The 20,770-nt window shown below is 47.2% G+C and carries 17 protein-coding genes; 10 read left to right on the top strand and 7 right to left on the bottom strand.

The features are described 5' to 3' along the window. Nucleotides 1-146: 146 nt before the first annotated feature. A complete protein-coding gene (locus QUB51_RS23260) occupies nucleotides 147-3,515 on the bottom strand; it encodes a PAS domain S-box protein (protein ID WP_333207789.1) in 3,369 nt (1,122 codons plus the stop codon). Nucleotides 3,516-3,921: 406 nt separating this feature from the next. Next, the gene (locus QUB51_RS23265; RefSeq protein WP_333052247.1) at nucleotides 3,922-4,581 is read right to left on the bottom strand and encodes an HAD family hydrolase; all 660 of its coding nucleotides are present in this window, start codon (nucleotides 4,579-4,581) and stop codon (nucleotides 3,922-3,924) included. A gap of 111 nt (nucleotides 4,582-4,692) precedes the next feature. Here QUB51_RS23265 and QUB51_RS23270 point away from each other — a divergent pair, with 111 nt between their 5' ends. The 3 genes from QUB51_RS23270 (at nucleotide 4,693) to QUB51_RS23280 (ending at nucleotide 7,841) form a co-directional block, all read left to right on the top strand. After that, nucleotides 4,693-5,100, top strand: coding sequence for a hypothetical protein (locus QUB51_RS23270; RefSeq protein ID WP_333052244.1), 408 nt, complete (start codon nucleotides 4,693-4,695; stop codon nucleotides 5,098-5,100). Nucleotides 5,101-5,363: 263 nt separating this feature from the next. After that, nucleotides 5,364-7,172, top strand: coding sequence for an aspartate kinase (locus QUB51_RS23275; protein ID WP_333052242.1), 1,809 nt, complete (start codon nucleotides 5,364-5,366; stop codon nucleotides 7,170-7,172). Nucleotides 7,173-7,430: 258 nt separating this feature from the next. Then, nucleotides 7,431-7,841 (top strand): hypothetical protein, encoded by a 411-nt coding sequence (locus QUB51_RS23280; RefSeq protein ID WP_333052239.1) that lies wholly within the window; start codon nucleotides 7,431-7,433, stop codon nucleotides 7,839-7,841. 391 nt (nucleotides 7,842-8,232) lie between these two features. On the opposite strand, the gene dcm is transcribed toward QUB51_RS23280, so the two are convergent. Beyond that, on the bottom strand, nucleotides 8,233-9,270 hold the full coding sequence (gene dcm / locus QUB51_RS23285) for a DNA (cytosine-5-)-methyltransferase (protein ID WP_333052235.1): 1,038 nt from the start codon (nucleotides 9,268-9,270) through the stop codon (nucleotides 8,233-8,235). Between the two features lie 332 nt (nucleotides 9,271-9,602). On the opposite strand from dcm, the gene QUB51_RS23290 reads away from it, so the two are divergent. Beyond that, nucleotides 9,603-9,986: a DUF4346 domain-containing protein gene (locus tag QUB51_RS23290; RefSeq protein ID WP_333052232.1), complete on the top strand. Its 384-nt coding sequence runs from the start codon at nucleotides 9,603-9,605 to the stop codon at nucleotides 9,984-9,986. 60 nt (nucleotides 9,987-10,046) lie between these two features. Here QUB51_RS23290 and psb32 read toward each other — a convergent pair whose 3' ends face one another. Further along, nucleotides 10,047-10,769 (bottom strand): photosystem II repair protein Psb32, encoded by a 723-nt coding sequence (psb32, locus tag QUB51_RS23295; protein ID WP_333052230.1) that lies wholly within the window; start codon nucleotides 10,767-10,769, stop codon nucleotides 10,047-10,049. Nucleotides 10,770-10,901: 132 nt separating this feature from the next. On the opposite strand from psb32, the gene QUB51_RS23300 reads away from it, so the two are divergent. Next, nucleotides 10,902-11,132 carry a hypothetical protein gene (locus QUB51_RS23300; RefSeq protein WP_006635545.1) on the top strand — a complete coding sequence of 77 codons (231 nt, stop codon included), beginning with the start codon at nucleotides 10,902-10,904 and terminating at the stop codon, nucleotides 11,130-11,132. Between the two features lie 150 nt (nucleotides 11,133-11,282). Here the strand turns inward: QUB51_RS23300 and QUB51_RS23305 are convergent, their stop codons facing one another. Then, complete coding sequence (locus tag QUB51_RS23305) at nucleotides 11,283-11,828, bottom strand: NADPH-dependent FMN reductase (protein WP_333052309.1); 546 nt, start codon at nucleotides 11,826-11,828, stop codon at nucleotides 11,283-11,285. A 796-nt stretch (nucleotides 11,829-12,624) separates the two neighbouring features. Here QUB51_RS23305 and ftsH point away from each other — a divergent pair. Further along, the gene (ftsH, locus tag QUB51_RS23310) at nucleotides 12,625-14,559 is read left to right on the top strand and encodes an ATP-dependent zinc metalloprotease FtsH (RefSeq protein ID WP_333052227.1); all 1,935 of its coding nucleotides are present in this window, start codon (nucleotides 12,625-12,627) and stop codon (nucleotides 14,557-14,559) included. A gap of 154 nt (nucleotides 14,560-14,713) precedes the next feature. On the opposite strand, the gene QUB51_RS23315 is transcribed toward ftsH, so the two are convergent. Beyond that, nucleotides 14,714-15,268 (bottom strand): M23 family metallopeptidase, encoded by a 555-nt coding sequence (locus QUB51_RS23315; RefSeq protein ID WP_333207798.1) that lies wholly within the window; start codon nucleotides 15,266-15,268, stop codon nucleotides 14,714-14,716. A gap of 488 nt (nucleotides 15,269-15,756) precedes the next feature. Here QUB51_RS23315 and QUB51_RS23320 point away from each other — a divergent pair, with 488 nt between their 5' ends. After that, on the top strand, nucleotides 15,757-16,140 hold the full coding sequence (locus QUB51_RS23320) for a hypothetical protein (RefSeq protein WP_333052219.1): 384 nt from the start codon (nucleotides 15,757-15,759) through the stop codon (nucleotides 16,138-16,140). A 286-nt stretch (nucleotides 16,141-16,426) separates the two neighbouring features. On the opposite strand, the gene QUB51_RS23325 is transcribed toward QUB51_RS23320, so the two are convergent. Then, a complete protein-coding gene (locus QUB51_RS23325; RefSeq protein WP_333052216.1) occupies nucleotides 16,427-17,257 on the bottom strand; it encodes a phytanoyl-CoA dioxygenase family protein in 831 nt (276 codons plus the stop codon). Nucleotides 17,258-17,426: 169 nt separating this feature from the next. On the opposite strand from QUB51_RS23325, the gene QUB51_RS23330 reads away from it, so the two are divergent. The 3 genes from QUB51_RS23330 (at nucleotide 17,427) to QUB51_RS23340 (ending at nucleotide 20,582) form a co-directional block, all read left to right on the top strand. Beyond that, on the top strand, nucleotides 17,427-18,875 hold the full coding sequence (locus QUB51_RS23330) for a RecQ family ATP-dependent DNA helicase (protein ID WP_333207785.1): 1,449 nt from the start codon (nucleotides 17,427-17,429) through the stop codon (nucleotides 18,873-18,875). 276 nt (nucleotides 18,876-19,151) lie between these two features. After that, nucleotides 19,152-20,117: an RluA family pseudouridine synthase gene (locus tag QUB51_RS23335; protein WP_333263468.1), complete on the top strand. Its 966-nt coding sequence runs from the start codon at nucleotides 19,152-19,154 to the stop codon at nucleotides 20,115-20,117. A gap of 30 nt (nucleotides 20,118-20,147) precedes the next feature. Then, nucleotides 20,148-20,582 (top strand): hypothetical protein, encoded by a 435-nt coding sequence (locus tag QUB51_RS23340; protein ID WP_333052208.1) that lies wholly within the window; start codon nucleotides 20,148-20,150, stop codon nucleotides 20,580-20,582. The last annotated feature ends 188 nt before the right edge of the window (nucleotides 20,583-20,770 follow it).

Raw genomic sequence — 20,770 nt, forward strand, 5'->3', positions numbered from 1 at the left:
TTTAACATCATACAAGTCCGAATCAAACGGACATGACATGAATTGACACACTCAATAATTAATCCGTGTATTCGTGTTCATCCGTGTAGTGCCTTCCTGATTCCTTCTACTTAGGAATGAGAATTAAATAACTTCCACAATAACAATTAAAATTGTAAGTTATTTAATTCGCGATCCTTAATTGGAATTTCGATGATAAATTCAGTACCTTTACCGGGTTCCGAGTGACACTGCAATGTGCCGTTGTGTTTTTCAACGACAATTTGGTGCGAAATTGATAAACCCAAACCTGTGCCTTTACCTACGGGTTTTGTGGTAAAAAACGGGTCAAACAAACGCACAATATGATCTTCGGGAATGCCCAAGCCATTGTCTTTAATCCGAATTAAAATGCTCTTATCATCAATTGTTTCTGTTTGAATGGTAATAGTAGGAAAGATAGTATTTCCGGTGTTTTTTGCTTGGCTGCAGCTTTCTTCCAAGGCGTCGATCGCATTTGCCAATACATTCATAAATACCTGATTTAACAGTCCGGGATGACAGTTTATTTGCGGCAGTTCTCCGTATTCTTTAATAACTTTAATGCCCTGCCAGTTGGGTTTGGCTTTCAGCCGGCTGTTTAACATTAACAAGGTACTTTCTAAACCTTCGTGAATGTCGGCAGTTTTGATTTTCGCTTCGTCCGCCCGCGAGAAATTTCGGAGAGTTTGAATAATTTCTACAATGCGTTCGCATCCGGTCTGCATTGAATTGAGCAATTTGGGCAGGTCTTTTGCTAGAAATTCTAAGTCTATATCTTCGGCTTGTTGCTGAATTTTTGTAGGGGAATTTGGGTACTCTTCTTGATAGACTTGCACGATTTCTAATAAGTCTAGAACGTAGCCTCGGACGTGGCAGAGGTTGCCGGCGACAAAGCCAACTGGGTTGTTAATTTCGTGGGCAATTCCTGCTAGCACTTGTCCGAGGGAAGACATTTTTTCGGTTTGTACTAACTGCATTTGAGTTTGCTGCAAGTCGCGCAAAGCTGTTTGCAATTCTTGGGATTTTTGCCGATCGCGCGAGGCGGCGGCGGCCCGTTCTTCCTCAACTCCGATCGCCGCGGCAATAATTCCGATCAGCTTGCAGTCGGCTTCTGTGGGCGCGATCGACTCAGTGTAGAGAACGCACATCGCACCCACATAATTGTCGCCCAGGCGCACTGCTTGTCCCAGATAGCTTCGCAGTTGGTAGCGGATGACAGCGGGATCGATTTGGGCGTAGATCGTGTTCTGCAAGTCAGGAATGGCAACAGCCCGATCGCTTCCTTTGCTGCATACATCAGTGCAGATGTGGCCCTCGGCGCGATCGACCAGCGGGTAGTCCGGCGGCGCTTGCCAAGTCGCGATCGCTTGCAGCAGTCCGCCACCGACGTGGCTGTAGATGGCGCAGTTTCCGCCCAAAAGCTCGCCGGCTAAGGATGTCAGGCGCTGGATGTTCTCAGCGGCGTCGGTGGTGAATCCCAAAAAGCACTCGTTGATTTTGCTGAGGCGGTACTCTGCTTGCCTGCGCGCCGTCATGTCGCGGGAGTTGATCACAATTCCTTTCACAGCGGGGTCTGCTAGCAAGTTGATGCCCACACCTTCGAGAAAACACCAAGAACCGTCAGCGCGCCGGAACCGACCTTCTAGGGCGATCGGAACGCCTGGATTTGCGATCAGTTTTTCGCCGTCGGAAATCACCGAGGCAATGTCGTCAGGGTGGATCGAATCGAGAGCAATTTGACGATCGAGTTCAAGGGGTTCGTAGCCCAAAACTCTTTCTACAGAAGGGCTTTCGTAAACAATGCGACCGCTAGCATCGAGAATAGTAATGATGTCGGAACTGTTGAGAATCAGCGATCGCCACTTAGCCTCATTTTGGAACAAAGCTGACTCGGCTTGTTTGCGATCGGTAATATCCTCTACCATTTGCAAAATAAACTGCGGCGTTCCCTGACTGCTGTCGATGACAGAGGCGCTGAGGCGTCCCCACCTGATGCTGCCGTCTTGGCGGAGGTAGCGCTTCTCGATTTGGTAAGCTTCGCGGGTGCCCGCGACTAACTGTTGGCGCAACTCGCGCGAAACTTGTGCGTCTTCCGGGTGCGCGCAGTCGTCGAGGCCGAGACCCCGCAGTTGAGCTTCCGAGATCCCCAGCATAGCTTGAAATGCCGGATTAGTGGCGATCGCAACACCTTCGAGGGTAGCGACTACCATGCCGATCGCAGCGCGTTCAAAAATTGCCCGAAACCGCTGTTCGCTGTCGCGCAAAGCTGCATCCGCTGCCACTTCCTGCGTGATGTCGCGCCCCGCCACTGCCAAACCTTTGCGCGAACCGTCGGGGTTGAACAGCGGCACTTTTCGCACTTCAAACAAATTGCTGCCGCCTGTGGGCAAGGGGACAATTTGGCGGCGGTCGGTAAGAGTGCCTGCTTGCCAGGTGGTTTCGTCGGTTTCCTGCCAAGTTAGGAGGATTTCTCTGACTCTCGGATCGGCGGCGGCAGCGAGTTCGGCAGTAGTTTTGCCCTGGTAGTCTGAGGTTTCCCAGCCCAAAAGTTGGAGGGCGCAGTCGTTGGCAATCAGCCAGCGCCCCTCGCTGTCTGTGAGGTTGATGGCGTCGGGCACGGCGTCGATCGCGGTTTTCAGCCAGTATTCTCGATCGCGCAGGGCTGCTTCGGCTTGTTTGCGATCGGCAATTTCGGCGACGGTTCCTTCGTAGTAAAGGAGTTCGCCATCTTCGTCGCGAACTTCGCGCACGTTTTCCGAGATCCAGGTAGTGCTGCCGTCTTGGCGGCGGACGCAGGACTCAAACTCTTTCAGGGAGCCGTTTTTGCTGATTTCTGCCATGAACGAATCGCGGCGGGTGCGATCGGTGTAAATGTTTTTTGCCGAACATTTTGCGATCAATTCAGACGGCGAATCGTAGCCGTACATTCGGGCGAGTGCCTGGTTGGCGCTGAGGTAGCGCCCGTCTGGGGCGGTTTGAAATATGCCTTCGGTGGCGTTTTCAAAGATGCTGCGGTATTTTGCCTCGGCTTGTTTGAGGGCTTCTTCTGCTTGGAAGCGATCGGTGATATCAGATTGAACGCCGATGAAGTGGGTAACGAGCCCGCTGCTGTCGCGCACCGGCGAGATGGTGAGTTCGTTCCAGAAGGCGGTGCCGTCTTTGCGGTAGTTTTTCAGAACTACTTTGCAGTCGTGTTGTTCTTTCATGGCCGCGCGGATGCGATCGACGGCCGCGCGATCGGTATCTGGGCCTTGCAGGAAGCGGCAATTCTGCCCGATTATTTCGCTGCGATTGTAGCCTGTAATCCGCTCGAAAGCACCGTTGCAGTAAACTATAGGCTTGTCCGGCCGGGTAGCGTCCGCGATCGCGATGCCGTTGCTGGTAGCTGCCAGGGCGCGATCGTACAGCCGAAATACTTCTTCTATTAAATTCGGTGTGCCGCCAGTACGAGTCGGCGATAGCGTTTCAGAAGGAATGCTTATATCGATCTGCATAAGTTTCTATAAATTGAGTTTATTGTAGATACCGACTGCCAGCACACCCTAAAGTTTAACAGAATTTCCCTGTTTTCCGAAGGCAGAAGTTAGAAGGCTATCATGCAGAATTTTGGCGCTAAATTCTACCTAAAGAAAATCTGGCTTCCCTCGTTTTTTTTCCTTCTGCCTTCTGCCTTGTGCCTTCTACCTTCACAGGAATCCTAGTTGTTAATTTATAATAGTTGTTCCCACCATAACTCTATCTCTGGTATAGTTTACTTGGCAGAGTTTGGGCGGCTTACAAGTTCGGTCATTTATTTTTTAGCTTAAATAAAAATACATCGTCCGGCTATCCTAAAAAAAATAATTAAATACTTTATAGTTAAATGATTCAAACTATTCTCTCAAACAAACAGAGGAAAAATTAATTTTGAACGAACACAGCAAGTTCTGAAATATCGTCGATCGCGAAAGTCGGTTCTAGGGCGAGACACTGAGCGCGATCGCCATATCCGTAAGCCGCCCAACAAACATCTATCCCAGCATTTTTAGCAAACAGCAAATCAATCGCTGTATCGCCAACCATTAAAATTTGACTGTTATCCAACTCCGGGAACAGCGGTTTAATAATCGAGTGAAAAACAGTCGGATTGGGTTTCGGAATTATTTGTCCGTTATCACCTAATATCAAATCAAAAAAACTGTGAATGCTCAAATTTTTTAGTAATAAATTAACAAAAGTAACCTGTTTGTTGCTGAAAACTCCCAGGCTCAATCCCGACTGACGCGCCAACTGCAACACTTGCTTTGTCCCGGTAAATAACTCTACCTGCTTTTCACCTTCCGTCCGATAATAAGAGCGGTAAGTTTCAACCCATTCAGGAATTGCGCTTTCCTCGATCGCCGGATGGAGGATTTTAAAACTATTTGGTAAATTGATGCCGATCGTACCTATAATAGTATCAGCAGCAGGCGGGGTAATATTGTAAGTCTCAAAAGTTTTGGTAAAGCAAAATACAATAGCTTTGTGGGTAATTGCCAAAGTGCCGTCGAAGTCGAAAATAATTAAGTTGTACTGACTCATATTATTTAAAATATTCTATCTAGCAATCGGAGGTTTGCCACGATATAATAGCATAATTAATCTCTCATTCACCAATTATAAGTATAATTTTTCAACATTCAAGAGGTCAACATGAGTGTCACCGAAAAACCCGAACTTCTAGTAACAGATTTTACCGATTTTCCAGATCACACTCAATTACCCGACTCCGACGGTGCTTTTGTGAAAAACTTTCAAGAACTCCCTCAAAGCATCCTGTTAACAACATCTGTTCGCCCCATTTTAGACCAACTTCATCCCGACGGACAATACTGCATCGGTCAATATTCCGGTATTTATCAGGGCGTAGAACGGCCTTGGATGCGCTGGTGGGATGCTGAGGGGAATTTGCTGCTGGCTGCTGATGAACGGGTTGAACAAGCGGAATTGGCAGTCGAACAAGCGCAGTCAGAAGCAGAACAAGAGCGGCAAAAGCGAATAGAAGCCGAGCAGCGAATTCAAGCCTTAGAAGCGCGTTTGCGAGAGTTAGAAGGAGGTTAATAGGTAGCCAGAAACCGGGTTTTTCCGCCAAAATATTCGCAAAAAATCATCAATCTCCCAAAAACCCGGTTTCTTTGAACTTACGCAGCGGTGACGAGAAACCGGGTTTTTTCGCCAAAGTATTCGATTCAAACCTTCAATCTAGCCAAAAACCCGGTTTCTTGATTGGCACCTACCAGCCTCAAAAACAAGATCGACATCGGTTCTAATCCAGAAGCTGCTTGTATTATTTGATAAGTATTTTGTAGCTTTGTGTAGAATCTATGGCACTAATTGTTCAGAAATATGGCGGAACCTCGGTTGGTACAGTCGATCGCATTTTGGAAGTAGCCAGACGAGTAGTAAAAACAGCACAGCTCGGCAACTCTCTGGTTGTCGTACTTTCAGCGATGGGCAAAACCACCGACGGTTTAGTTAAACTCGCCAAGGAAATTTCCCCAAATCCCAACAAGCGGGAAATGGATATGTTGCTTTCCACTGGGGAACAAGTCTCGATCGCACTTTTAAGCATGGCATTGCAGGAAATGGGACAGCCCGCCATTTCCCTCACCGGCGCCCAAGTCGGCATTGTCACCGAAGCCGCCCACACCCGCGCCCGAATTTTGCGAATCGATCCGAATCGGCTTGAAAGCCAGTTAAAAAGCGGTAAAGTCGTTGTGGTTGCCGGTTTCCAAGGCATCGCCGATGCCGGAGAATTGGAAATTACCACCTTGGGCCGTGGCGGTTCCGACACAACAGCAGTAGCCTTGGCTGCTGCGCTGCGGGCCGACAGGTGCGAAATTTATACCGACGTGCCCGGAATTCTGACTACAGATCCGCGCTTGGTTGCCGACGCGCAATTGATGGACGAAATCACTTGCGACGAAATGCTGGAATTGGCGAGTTTGGGTGCAAAAGTCCTCCACCCGCGCGCGGTAGAAATTGCCAAGAATTACGGCGTGCCGCTGGTAGTGCTTTCTAGCTGGAGTGACGCCCCCGGTACCCGTGTAGTGTCCCCACCCCCGCAACCCCGGCCTTTGGAGGGCTTGGAGCTCGCAAAAGCCGTCGATGCGGTGGAATTTGACTTAGATCAGGCAGGGGTGTCGCTGCTGCGTTTGCCCGATCGCCCCGGCGTAGCAGCGCGGTTGTTTGGTGCGATCGCCCAACAAAACCTCGATGTAGACTTAATTATCCAGTCAATTCATGAAGGAAATACTAACGATATTGCCTTCACAGTGACGCGAAAATCTCTGCAACAAGCCACCGCCGTTGCAGATGCAATTATTCCCACCCTCGGCAAGAATTCTCGCCCAGAATTGGGAGAACCGGAAGTGAAAGCAGAAGAGCGGCCCATAGCTAAAGTTAGCATTGCGGGTGCGGGAATGATCGGTCGTCCGAGGGTAGCGGCGCAGATGTTTAAGACTTTAGCGGATGCGGGAATTAACATTCAAATGATTTCTACATCCGAGGTTAAAGTTAGTTGTGCGATCGATGCTGAAGATTGCGATCGGGCCGTTGCCGAACTCTGCAAAACATTTGATGTCGCCAACTCCCCTGTTGGGCTGCATTCATCATCCCACAAACCGCCCGCAGTCCGCGCCGTTGCGTTGGATCTCAATCAAGCGCGTCTAGCAATTCGCCAATTGCCCGATCGACCCGGAGTAGCAGCAAAACTGTTCGGACTTTTAGCCGAGGAAAATATCAGCGTAGACACAATCATTCAGTCGCAGCGCTGTCACAATATCGACGGCATATTAACTCGCGACATTGCATTTACCGTAGCACAAATCGACGCCGAAGCTGCTAAAATAGTCCTCGAAAAAGCCGCCCCAGAATTCGGATGGGGCGAAGTAGCAGTCGATACACAAATTGCCAAAGTTAGCGTTGTCGGTTCCGGGATGGTAGCGCATCCGGGAGTAGCGGCAAAAATGTTTGAAGCGCTTTCCCGCCAGCAAATCAACATTCAAATGATTGCAACTTCGGAGATTAAAATTAGCTGCGTTGTGGATGAAGGACAAGGCGTAACTGCTTTGAAGGCAATTCACGCAGCCTTTGAACTTGCCGGCACCGAAAGAATCCAAGTTCCAGCTTAAGACAAGTAGGGAAAGGGCACTGCCGTGTCCTTACAAATATCGCGGTTTTCGGTAGGGAAACGGCACTGCCGTGTCCTTGCAAATATCGCGGACACAGCAGTGCTGTATCCCTACAAATATATTCGGATTTGGACACGGCACTGCTGTGTCCTTGCAAATATTGATCGAGAGTCAACGATCGCAGTTTTGAGTACAAATTTCACAGCATGAGGCTGTGTTAGGATTAAATTGGCGATCGCCTAAAAGGGATTGAATTTTATGACTGTAGCGAAAGAACAGATTACTGAGAGCAGTAGCAATAGCGGTTTATTGAATTTCCGAATCACTGTTGAACGTCTGATCGAACTTTTAGATTTAGAACAAGAGGATGAGTACGGGATTTTGAGACCAACTGAGTATGCTTTCAGAACAGCGATGAAATTGATTGTAGAAACCTATGATATTTTGGGTGATAATTTTCCAAAAGCCTCAACAGGTACAGATGACAGAGGCAGTATTACACTAGATTGGACAAGCTTAGAACCAGAGCGTACAGTTCGCCTATTTTGTCCATGCAGTGCGGAGCAACCAGTTGACATTTATCACCATGCAAACAATGAAAATGCGGTCGAAAATATAGCTTCATCATCAACATTAGTTTACTGGTTGCAGTGGTTTAACAAAATATGATAGAACCATCTTCAGGGAGTGCGTCAGAGTTTGAAACATTACCGGATCGTACACTTGTTTACCGAGCTCTCCGAAAAGGATGGATAGATCGGGATAGATCGATCGTCAAATCGGACGCCTACTATTTGCGCCAACGTATAAACGAACAGGGTATTTCTGTCAATTTTTCCCTAGAGCAATCTTTGAGTGCATTGAGAAATTGTGAAGGAGTTGCTAGCCTGGATTTAGGGAAAATTCGAGAACTAGGTCTAAATGTAGTACGTGACTCTTCATCTCATGGGAGTATTATAGGCTTGCCCTATCGTGAAGATAACCGTCCAAGGGCTGATGAGCTTGCACTTTTGTTAGCAAGACGGTCTCGAATTGTATGGGAATCTTCCTCAAGTTAATATCAGCAATTTAAAAGGACAAGCTGTATATATTCTTCAGTTTTTCTTTGTGGTTCATTTGGCTCATTTGACAATAAATTTTGACTTAATATTTCTTGCGCTATCGCCTCCACAACCGGCACACAAACCGAATTCCCAATTTGCTTGTAACTTTCCCCCGCACTCGGATAAGTTTTAAAATCTTCAGGAAAACCCATAAGACGGTAACATTCCTTCAGCGTCAACTTTCTCACCATATCTTGCTCAGGAATGTAGATAAAAAACCTGCCCGATGTTTCTTGCGAAGGAATTGTCGGATGCACTCCATCTACCGAATAAATGCGATTAGGCTGTCTGTGAACTCTCGATAAATGTTCTGTATTCGGCCTCACGCCAGTTTTCCAAGTACCTTTATTTCTGTAACCTACAAATAAAAGTCCCGAATCTTGCTTTCTCGGAGACTCAATTAGAGTATACTCGGATTTATCCAATATTTCAAAATCTCCTGTCTCGTCTAGAAATTCCCTGATTTTTGGAGTCAACTGGATTTTAAGCCGAGAAAAATTGAATGGTTTACCTTGAGTTGCAATAATAAATATTCTTTCACGATGTTGAGCAATTCCAAAGTCTTTAGCATTCAGCATTTTGTAATTCACGCTGTATCCCAAATCTTCAAGACTGGCAATAATTACTTTTAAGGTATTTCCCTTGTCATGATGGATTAAGTGCTTGACATTTTCGAGAACAACTACTTGAGGTTGCTTAATTTTGATAATTTTACAAATCTCAAAAAATAGCGTGCCTCTAGTATCTTCAAAACCTAGCTTTTTGCCACAGATACTAAAAGGTTGGCACGGAAACCCGGCGACTAAAACATCAAAGTCTTCTAACTCAACGGGATTAATTTTACTGATATCTCCAAAAGGAACCTCACCGAAGTTCTCCGTGTAAACTTGTCGGCATTTGCTGTTAATTTCGCAGGAAAAAACGCATTCAAAGCCCATTTTTTCAAAACCTTGTCTGAAACCTCCAATTCCTGAAAATAAATCTATAAATTTCATTTATAATTCAATACTAAATCTTACTAAAGCCAATCCTAACATATTTTGTTTCTCTCTCTTCTTTCACTCTGCGTTCTCTGCGTTCTCTGCGGTTCATTCTATCAAGTTCCACAAGTCTTGTGACAGTCCTCAATCTTATACCACTCATTAAAAGTCGCAGCAGCCACCGCCGGACACGGCAATGCCCTGTCCCCACAGATATCGGATAGAATGTCGATCGCCCGAAAATTCCCCCCGCATTCAACCAACCAATGTCCCAAACTTGTCCCACAGCCGACTAAACTAGAAATAGCAAAAAAAATATAGCTATTCTTTACTTCCTTTCACCAACCATGAGTCAAACATTGGAAAACCTCACCGCAATCGATGACAAGCTATCCAAACGCCACATCGACCTCGATCCAGGCGGCTACTTCATCATCTATCTCGATCGCGAAACCAGCTTAATTTGTGCCAAACATTTCACCAACATCATCGACGATCGAGGCCTCGCCGTCGATCCCGAAACCGGCAAACCCATCCCCGCCCGCGGCAAAGTAGAACGCACTCAGTCCACACTTTTTACCGGCAGAACCGCCAAAGAACTTTGTGTCAAAATTCTAGAAGAAACCCGCCCCAACCCGGTGACAATGTTAGATCACGCGGCTTATCTGGGACGGGAATTTGTACGGGCAGAAATTGCATTGTTGAGCGATCGAGAATACGTTCAAGATTAGTGCAGCCCTGCCATATTTTCTTGACAAAATGGCAACCGATCGGATGCAAGCAGCACCCGATCACGAAAAACCTTGATACCAGAAATAAGTCACCATCGGAATCACTGTCGCCAACACCAACAGCACAACCACAACAACTGTGGCATTGCCTTGATCTGTTTCTTCAGCTTTTTTAAACGTGCCTTCAACTTGAATGTTGTCAACAACTTCAGGAGGGCCCGGATCGGGTTCGCCCGACAAAACAGTTGCAATGCGCGTACTTGCAGCCGCAAATGCCTCGTTGTATTTATTCGCTTCCCGCAGTGGCACTTGCACAGTTTCCCCGGCTACACTCTGGGCAATTTCATCGGTTAGCAGGGATTTCACCCCTTCCCCCGTCCGAATTGCCGCGCTGTTGGTAACAGTGTCCAGAACGAGTAAAATTTGATTAGTCTGGTCTTCTTTTGCGGGAAACCACTGTTCAAACAGTTGGTCGGTGAAAGTGGCAGCCGTTTCACCGTAGTCTAAGCGGTGGATGGTGACAAATCGGACTTGTTTCCCTGTTTTGTTTTCCAGGTTGTCGAGCACGCTGCTGATATTGCTTTCGCTACTGCGGCTGAGCACGTCGCCTTTGTCGAACACCCAAGTTCGATCGCCCGCCGACAACACCGGTATTTCGTAAACGCCAGTCGCCAATGCCGGCAATACCGCCATCTGGGATGCGATTAGGGCGATCGCGATCGTCGCCGCCAAAGGTTGGAGATATTTTCTCCAGTTAAATAATTGCTTCAGGAGTCTAGTCATGAGGTTAACCGTAAAACTGACTTTTTTCCAAAAATACTATAGAAACCCCCGTAAAATTCATTTTATGCAGGGCAATATTTACAATTAGCTAGCCAGTGGAACTCCCCGCCCGATTATTTTAGGATTCTAACTATGGAACCAGCAGACACTTATAAAGGTTGGATTATTCAATCCCAGAAAGTCTTCTACGTCGAGGTTTGGGATAGCCGCGGCAACCGCCACGTCGCCGTCCAAAATGCCAAGACAGAGGAGGAAGCTTTGGAATTGGCCAAAAAGTGGATAGACAAATATGAGTCAAAACCCGGAAGAATGCCGATCGACGTACCCCATCCTTTCGGAGACATGATCGATATGCCATTTTGACTCAGTTGACTGTTGACTGTTAACTGTTACATTACAGCTTGTAGGGTGCGTCAGATAGAGAAAACCTCTTCTAATCGAGAAATTATTGGAACTGACGCACCCAAAGACTATGCCAGTTGCGTCCAGGACTGCATTTGTCATGAGATACAATTATGAAATTCCTCGCAATTTCCGCGTATTTTCTACTAAACTCCGAGCAAATTCGTCGAACCTTTCAGACAGTTTTTCATCCAACAATTTACCATCAGGACTAAAAGCTTTCCAAGCTTGTCCGATCGCAATTTGTTCGGGAATTACCCAAGCGTGCACCCATCTCAAAATCACGCGCAAATCGTTGAGTGCGTTGCTGTTAACTTGCCCTCCCAAAACGCTAATCCCACCCGCAACTTTCCCGTCCAAATGCTCAAAACTCATCAAATCCAGGGCATTCTTGAGAGCACCGCTGACGCTACCGTGATACTCCGGCGTTGCCAAAATCAAGCCGTCGGCTTGCTTAACTGCATTCTGCAGCTTTTCCACATCCGGGTAATCGAGATAATCATTCTCACCCTTGCAGAATGGCAGATTGAGCGATCGCAAATCCCATATTTCAACTTCCGCGCCCAAAGCCTGCGCCCGTTCTGCTGCCACCTTCAACGCTAACTGGCTGTAGGAGCCAGCCCGCAAACTTCCACCAATGCCGACAATTTTTACCATAAAGCTTAAAAACAATAACTGCTTGAGTAAAACGTACTCATTACGAGTATGATTAACATAGCAAGTTCGATCGGCAACTGTCAATCGATTTTAGATTTTAGATTTGAGATTTTAGATTTACCGACGGAACCCAGAAACCGGGTTTTTTGAGCAAAATCCTGGGTTATAGCCCGCAGATTGGGTAAAAAACCCGGTTTCTTGAGCAGCCGTGGGTAAGTTCAGTAGAGAGGCCCAGAAACCGGGTTTTTTGAGCAAAATCCATCGATTTGAGATTTGAGATTTGAGATTTGAGATTTACGGAGGGAGCCGAGAAACCGGGTTTTTTGAGCAAAATCCTGGGTTATAGCCCGCAAATTAGGTAAAAAACCCGGTTTCTTGAGCAGCCGTGGGTAAGTTCAGTGGAGGGAGCCGAGAAACCGGGTTTTTTGAGCAAAATCCTGGGTTATAGCCCGCAGATTAGGTAAAAAACCCGGTTTCTCGAGCAGCCGTGGATTCAAAACCCCCCTCAAGAGCAGGGCGGTTTCATTCTCACGAAAATCAGGCTTTTGTAGGGGCGGTGCGACCCCTAGTCCCCGTGCCCGCCCCCACCCACAGACCATTGCACAGGCGTTTGGGACATGGGGGCAACCACGGGGGATTGCACCTACCGAGAATGAAACCGCCCCCCTCTTGAGGGGTTTCTTAAGATGCCCGCGAGAGATAAACCCATCCAACACCCGCCCTCTTGTTAAAATAAATGAACGTAGCAAACCACAAGCGGTCAATCTTGGCAGTCTTCAACCTTGGGCAAAGCAATATGAAAAATTCTTGGAAACACGCATGGCTGGGGCATCTAGCTGTAAACAAAGACAAGTCGAGCCAGAATCCTAAAAAATCAATTCCAGGACGGAATCTTTGGCGCATCCTGGGCAGTTTGGTGATTTCTCAAGGAATATTGCTCTCGACCCCGGTGTTTGCCGAGAGTGCGCCAAACACCATGAGTTACAGCCAACTCATCGACAACATAGAAAAAGGGCAAGTCAGTAAAATCGAAGTAGACGAAACTCAAAGAACTGCCAAGGTTAGGCTAAAAAATCAAAAAAGCGATCAAACCCAATCAGTTAGTCTGTTCGACTACAACAACCGAGAACTGTACTCGCAAATCCGCGCCAAAAAGATTGACTTTGAAGTCAAACAAACAGCAGATAACGCAGCGGCAGTCAGTTTAGTAATAAACTTGCTAGTGATTTTTGCAGTGTTGGCAGTGCTGATGGCAATCCTGCGCCGATCGACCCAATCTCAAGGAAATGCCATGAACTTCGGCAAATCCAGAGCCCGTTTCCAAATGGAAGCCAAAACCGGCGTGATGTTCGACGACGTAGCAGGCATCGAAGAAGCTAAAGAAGAACTGCAAGAAGTCGTAACCTTCCTCAAAAAACCCGAACGCTTCAACGCCATCGGCGCCAAAATTCCCAGAGGAGTTCTGTTAATCGGGCCTCCCGGAACCGGCAAAACAATGCTGGCCAAAGCCATCGCAGGCGAAGCAGCCGTCCCCTTCTTCAGCATCTCCGGTTCCGAATTTGTCGAAATGTTTGTCGGAGTTGGCGCCTCCCGCGTCCGCGACTTGTTCCGCAAAGCTAAAGAAAATTCGCCCTGCATCGTCTTCATCGACGAAATAGACGCCGTAGGAAGGCAGCGGGGCGCTGGTATCGGCGGCGGCAACGACGAACGCGAACAAACTCTCAATCAGTTGCTGACAGAAATGGACGGCTTTGAGGGTAACAGCGGTGTGATTGTGATTGCAGCTACTAACCGCCCCGACGTGCTCGATACCGCCCTGCTGCGACCCGGCAGGTTCGATCGACAAGTAACGGTAGATTTACCCAGTTACAAAGGGCGTTTGGGGATTTTGCAAGTTCACGCGCGCAACAAAAAACTCGACCCAGAAGTTGCCCTAGACACGATCGCCCGCCGCACTCCCGGCTTTTCCGGCGCTGACTTGGCAAACTTGCTCAACGAAGCAGCAATTCTCACTGCGAGGCGTCGCAAAGACACGATTACTAACTTAGAAGTTCACGACGCGATCGACCGGATCACGATCGGGCTGACGCTCAACCCGCTGCTCGACAGCAAGAAAAAGTGGATGACAGCATACCACGAAGTCGGACACGCCCTAGTCGCGACCATGCTCAAAAATGCCGACCCCGTGGAAAAAGTAACGATTATTCCCCGTTCCGGTGGCATCGAAGGCTTTACTAGCTTTGTGCTCGACGACGAAATGCTCGACAGCGAAGGTTTGAGGAGTCGGGCTTTGCTGTTAAACCGAATTAAAGTAGCTTTGGGGGGACGGGCGGCGGAGGCCGAAATTTATGGCGATGCTGAAATCGACACCGGTGCCGGTAGCGATCTCAGAAAAGTTAGCAGTCTCGCCAGGGAGATGGTAACGCTTTACGGAATGTCGGATTTGGGGCCTGTGGCTTTGGAAAGTCCGAACAATGAGGTGTTTTTGGGTCAAAGCTGGAATTCGCGATCGGAGTATTCCGAAGAAATGGCAATCAAGATCGATCGCCAAGTCCGGGAAATTGCCTTTGAGTGCTACGAAGAAGCTCGCCGAATTATCCGCGAAAATCGGGATTTGGTAGACAAACTTGTCGAAGCGCTGTTGGATGAAGAAACGATCGACGGCGACGAATTCCGGCAAATTGTCGCTCGCTACACCGAGGTAAACAAAAAAGAGTTGGCACCAACATAAAGAGTCATTAGTCATTAGTTATTCAAGTTTGTAGTGATGACTTTATTCCTCATTCTCGAAAAAATCAGGACTTTACTCATTACTACAAACCCCAAAAATGACTACTAACTAATCACTAATGACTAATGACTAATGACTACTAACTAATGACTAATTAAGATTGTTGCGCGTACATTTCCCGGAGAACCAAAGCCGGGTCAACCCAGCGGCCGCCGTACTTCAATCCCCAGTGCAAGTGAGGCCCACTCGTGCGGCCGGTCATCCCAACTCTGGCAATTCTCGCACCCGCAGGCACTGTTTGACCTTGCCAAATTTGCAAAGTACCTTCGCGATCGGTATAATAACGCCCGCCGTTAGCCGTTAGCACTCGGCCTCTGAGGTGACAGTAGATGTGTTCCCAATTTCCCGATCGCACGATCATACCAGTGCCGCATCGGCCATCTTCCCAAACTTCCACAATTTGCCCGCCCCACCAATTGCGGATATAGCTGCCTTCCGGGGCGGCCAAGTCCAAACCGTAATGAAAATCCCCGCCACGGGGGCCGAAGGGGGAAGTGTAGGTTTCAAAGTTTTCGACTGGAAAAGAAGCTTCTTGCCACAAATTACCCGTCGCTACTCTGGTTGGTAAGCCTGACTGAGCTTTGACCACCTGCTGCTGCAAATAAGGGCTAATCAACACAATGCCGATCGAAAGTGCCAGCAGCAGCATCTGTCTGAGACGAAAAAAGCGTTTTGCCGTCAGCGGGCCTCTAGAGTCTTGCAGGATTTTTTTCACGGCTCAAAGTTAAATGTGTGTGGGAGTTTGCGTTGTCTGTTAGCCTCACATCTTGCACCCTTGTCAATAAAGCTTTCAGGGGCGGGCTTTCCGGCCGAGCCCACAAAAAAATCATCCTTTGTGGAACGGGCCGGAAAGCCCGTTTGTGAGAAGGGTGCAAAATGTAAGTTATGCCAATTCGCTGCAAGATTGGCTTTGAGCTCTACCCGCGATCGCGAATCAGTTTATCAACAACGTGTATCTTACTCCATCCAAAACCCGTGTCAAGGCTTCCGGGTAAATGCCCAGGGGAGATAAAAAAAAGTTGGCAGACTAATTCGTGCTGCGGTTGAATCCGATCGAGCTTTTGCTTGACACTATAGTTAGTTAGTTCCGGGATTTTGGATGTTATCCAAAATCTCAAATTCATAACACATCAAGCAATGCTTACTGAAATTTTTCCCTTTAGTTTTGCCATAGACGCAACTGCGATCGCCGGTGCGTCCTTGTGGTCTTTGGCCCTGTACTGGGGCCTGTCGCCCCTCACAGAATGGGTAATCCTGCAACTCAACCGCTGGATGAATTTTGCTGAGAGATCCCTCTACACCTCGGAAGCCGAGTTTGAAAGAACCCGCCAAGCCAGAGAAGCCCAAAATGCGTTTTACGCTTCGCTGTTGAGCATTGTGCCCTTTTTGATTGTGGGCGGATTGTGCAATTGGGGCGTAGAATTTTCTCTGGGTACTGGTTGGGCGGTATCTATGGGTACGATCGCCTGTATTGGTGGCGGCGTGTACGAGCTCGGCCGCCGAGACGGCGAGGAGTCTTAGGGGATTTTGGATTTTGGATTTTGGATTTTGGATTGCTCAAGATATTTGGAGATTTACCATTCTCTAGAATTGATCGTAATCCCAAATCCAAAACTCCAAGTCTCAAATAACTTTGACATTATAATGTTAATGGATTTGTGACAGATATTTTTTTTGATGAACCGCAGAGGGCGCAGAGGACACAGAGAAAGAGCAGAAAAGAGAAAGGAATAGAAGAGAATAGATGGTGTTCATATTTCTTCTAAGGCTTGCTATACAGGTAATCAAACAGAATTAGCCATGTATTTTAACCGTAATTTGACTCAGGATGTTTGCCTAACAGCCGCAGTTGGCGTTCAGTAGCGGTAGCGATTATTTCGGGGTTAAACTGCCACGGCCAAGGCGAAAATTTCTGCGCGATGTTGCGGTGGGAATAATGCACTTGCAGTAAGTAGCGAGTTCCATCTGTTGTCGTATTTCTGCCGCCGGAGTGCCAAATTTCACTGCGGAAAAACAGCACATCTCCTGCTTTGCACAAAACTGGTTCTGGGGAGTGTCCGTTCCAAGTTTCTTCCCCGCGTTCTGGTTTTCGACCAGATTTGTGACTACCAGGAATAATGTAGGTAGGACAGAGGTCTTCTGCGATGTCGCTGAGATAGAAATGGGCTGTACAAATCCATACTGGTAGTTGAAAAGTGCGTTCCTCTTCGAGGGCTCCGCTAACGGCAAACACGCTTTCGGGCAGGGGTACAAACACCTGATCGACGTGGACGCGCCAACCATCATAACCGGGCCCGCTTTTCCACGCAGTCATGCCGATAATATGGCAATCGCTGCCCATTAATGCTTCGGCTAATTCAATTATACCCGGTCGATCGGCATAGGAAAGCCACAGGCGATCGCGATTAAAAACGCACTTAAAATGCTGGTTCAATTCACTCCAACTGCTACCATCGAGTCCGAAGGGTTGCAGGCGATCGAGTGCTTCCTTTGTTTGCGCCACTTCCGACGGACTGAGTACACCAGGCATCAGCGCAAAACCATCTTCGCGCACCGCTTCTACCGCCCCTGCTGTGTCGAAAAGATCACAAGTCTTTTGCCGATAGCTGAAAACTTCGCTTAACGTGCTTGCGTTCATACTTAAAAAAGTAAAATTATTAACTGTTATTAAATTAACACTTATTCTGCTCGATACTTGCATATTATGAAACCAGCCACCCGGTTTCTTGGTACATCAGGACTTACACAAAATTTAATTATTTAGGGCAGGCACTGCTCACATTACGTCTGATTTGGGGATAAATTAAATGAAAGACCAACAAGAACCAACATCATTAAATCAAGCCCGCGCTGCCTTCCAAAAAATCTGGGGATACGACGACTTTCGACCACCCCAAGGAGAAATCGTCGGTAGTTTATTAGCCGGAAAAGATACACTTATAATTATGCCGACAGGTGGCGGCAAATCCATCTGCTTTCAACTGCCAGCTTTGTTACAAACAGGTTTAACTTTGGTAGTTTCGCCGTTAGTCGCACTGATGGAAAACCAAGTACAAGAATTGCGCGATCGCAATTTACCCGCTTCCCTCCTCCACAGTCAATTGCCAACAGCGCAGCGCCGACAAACTATGCAATCGCTGCAACAAAACAAATTAAGATTGCTGTACCTGTCTCCCGAAACATTACTCAGCAAACCTGTTTGGGAAATTATCAGTCAGCCACACATCCAAATCAACGGTTTAATATTAGATGAAGCTCACTGTTTAGTGCAGTGGGGCGATACTTTTCGACCAGCTTACCGCCGTTTGGGAACAGTGCGATCGGCTTTGTTGAAAGCTAAACCAGCAAACAGTAAAATTGCGATCGCAGCTTTTACCGCTACCGCCAACCCGGAAGCACAGCAGATAATCAAAAATGTCTTGCAACTGCAAAAACCCGAAGCATTTTTGCTAAGTCCCTACCGTTCTAATCTGCACCTGCAAGTGCAAACAGTCTGGACGCCGAGAGGACGCAAACAGCAGTTATTAAATTTTATTAAATCCCGACCCAAACAAGCAGGTTTAGTCTATGTCCGCACTAGAAAAGATAGCGAAAGCTTGGCGGATTTGTTGGAAGCAGCAGGTTATGAAACAGCAGCATATCATGCAGGTTTGAGTCCAGAATCACGGCGAAAAATCGAAAACGCTTGGCTGAAAAACGAGCTTAAATTCGTGACTTGTACCTCAGCATTCGGGATGGGAATTAACAAGCCCGATGTCCGGTGGGTTGTTCATTATCAAGCACCTTTGCTATTATCGGAATACATTCAGGAAATTGGTAGAGGCGGACGCGACGGCAAATCAGCGATCGCCCTGACATTGATTAGCGAACCTACGGGTTTGCTTTATCCTGAAGATAAACAAAGAAAGGAATTTTTTCAAGATAAATTGCGATCGCAATACCGAGAAGCTCAGCAATTAGCTAAAAAACTGCCTGTTAAAGGCGATATAGAAGCAGTTTCCCGCGAATTTCCCGAAAGTGCGATCGCCCTTTCTATCTTGCACAGTAGCGGACAATTAACATGGCAAGATCCTTTTAATTATGCGATCAATAAATCTCCCCAGCAAAAAGCAGAAAAATCAACTTTTACTGCAGCGGAAGAAATGGCAAAATATCTCAAACATCGCGAGTGCAGGTGGCAATTTTTGCTGCAAGCTTTTGGGTTTGCAAATGAGGCTAAATTTATGCGGTGCGGGCACTGCGATAATTGCCGGTGATTGGAAATTTACCCTGGGTGGGGGCGGGTTTACGAGATTATTAGTTACAGGCGCGTATTGTTGGTGAAACCCGCCCCTACAGGATATGTACTGCATACAAATCGATCGATTTTAAATTAGTGATATCATGTCCGGTTGAGGGGCCGGGATTTTTGTAGGGGCGGGTTCACCAACAATACCTGCCAATAATTGACCATCCCAAAAACCCGCCCCGACCGGGATAGTATGGTTAATCGCTCGGACATGATATGATTACCGATTACCAAAGAAAGTATAATGATAGAAATAGACACTGCGGCACAGATTTACACAGTAGAAAATACAGAGGAATTCGATCGCAGTAATGTCAATCAGCGATTAGATATTTGGCTGTCAAACCAGATACCGGACTTATCCCGATCGCGAATCCAAAGCCTCATATCACAAGGTAACGTCAAAGTCAACGACGAAACCTGCACCTCGAAAAAAATATCAGTAAAAACGGGCGATCGCATCCACCTCACTTTACCCGAAACCGAACCCACAAAGTTGCAGGCCGAAGCAATTCCCCTGGACATCCTCTACGAAGATGACAGCCTAATTATCATCAACAAACCAGCCGGATTAGTCGTCCACCCAGCCGCCGGACACGCAGACGGTACATTAGTCAACGCCCTGTTAGCGCACTGTCCCCTAGCAGAAATAGGCGGAGTTCAGCGGCCGGGAATCGTACACAGATTAGACAAAGATACAACAGGTGCGATCGCGATCGCCAAAACCGACATCGCCCACCAACACCTGCAAGCCCAACTCAAAACCAAAACCGCCCGCCGCGAATATTTAGGCATAGTTTACGGGGCTCCCAACACCGAAACAGGTACAATAGACCTACCCATCGGGCGGCATCCCACAGATCGCAAAAAAATGGCGGTAGTACCAGTAGAAAAAGGCGGTCGCCCCGCAGTTACTCACTGGAAAATCAAAGAAAGAATCGGCAACTATTGCTTAATGCACTATCAATTAGAAACAGGCCGCACCCATCAAATTCGCGTGCATACAGCCGAGATAAAACATCCGATTGTCGGCGACCCGATGTACAGTTCCAACCGTTCTATCGGCGTCAATTTAACCGGACAAGCCCTCCACGCATGGCGGCTGACTTTGCAGCATCCCGTAACCGGAGAATTAATAGAGGCGATCGCACCTTTACCAGATCAATTCAACACCTTGTTAAAAATATTGCGTCTGCGAGCTAATATTTGATATGTTGGGCAGTTAACACTGGTAATTTCTATGTCTAAATTTGAGAAACTTTGCAAAGCTTACGCCGCATCCCGGCAAGCATACCGCGAATCCTGCGAAGCTTGTCAGGATTTTAGTGACATTTTTATCACGCAAATGAGCGATTATTTGGAATGCCCGATTCAAAAGCAAAATCAGAAGTTTGATGACAATGGCATTCTGTATTTTGATGGTGCGATCGATGTTTGTGAAAATCCCGAAACTCCCGAAAATGGCGATCGCGAAACAGTCGAAATATCTTTGAGTGTTAACAAAGTTATTGACAATTTCATTGTCACCGTTTATCCTTGGGGTCACGAATTCAAGATTCTCATTGATGAACCCAGACACTTTGAAGAAGCTTTTGAATACATTTTTGATAGACTCCAATCAGCTTATACTGGCGTAAGTCTGTTACCGTCAGAACCTGATCCTTTACCTTTTTAATGACTAAAGGCCTTACTATAAACATTTTTCCCCCTGCCTTTTTTCTTGATTAAACTTCTTGCCTAAATTTTTGATGTAATAGGCAAACCGCAGATGGAATGAGAATTAAATCCCACATTCCGCAGATGTCGGTCGGATTTCTTTATCAGTTGTGAAAACTTGGAAGCCAAACGCTTTTAGGCTGAAAT

This window comes from Microcoleus sp. AT8-A3 (assembly GCF_036705675.1).
Lineage (GTDB): Bacteria > Cyanobacteriota > Cyanobacteriia > Cyanobacteriales > Microcoleaceae > Microcoleus.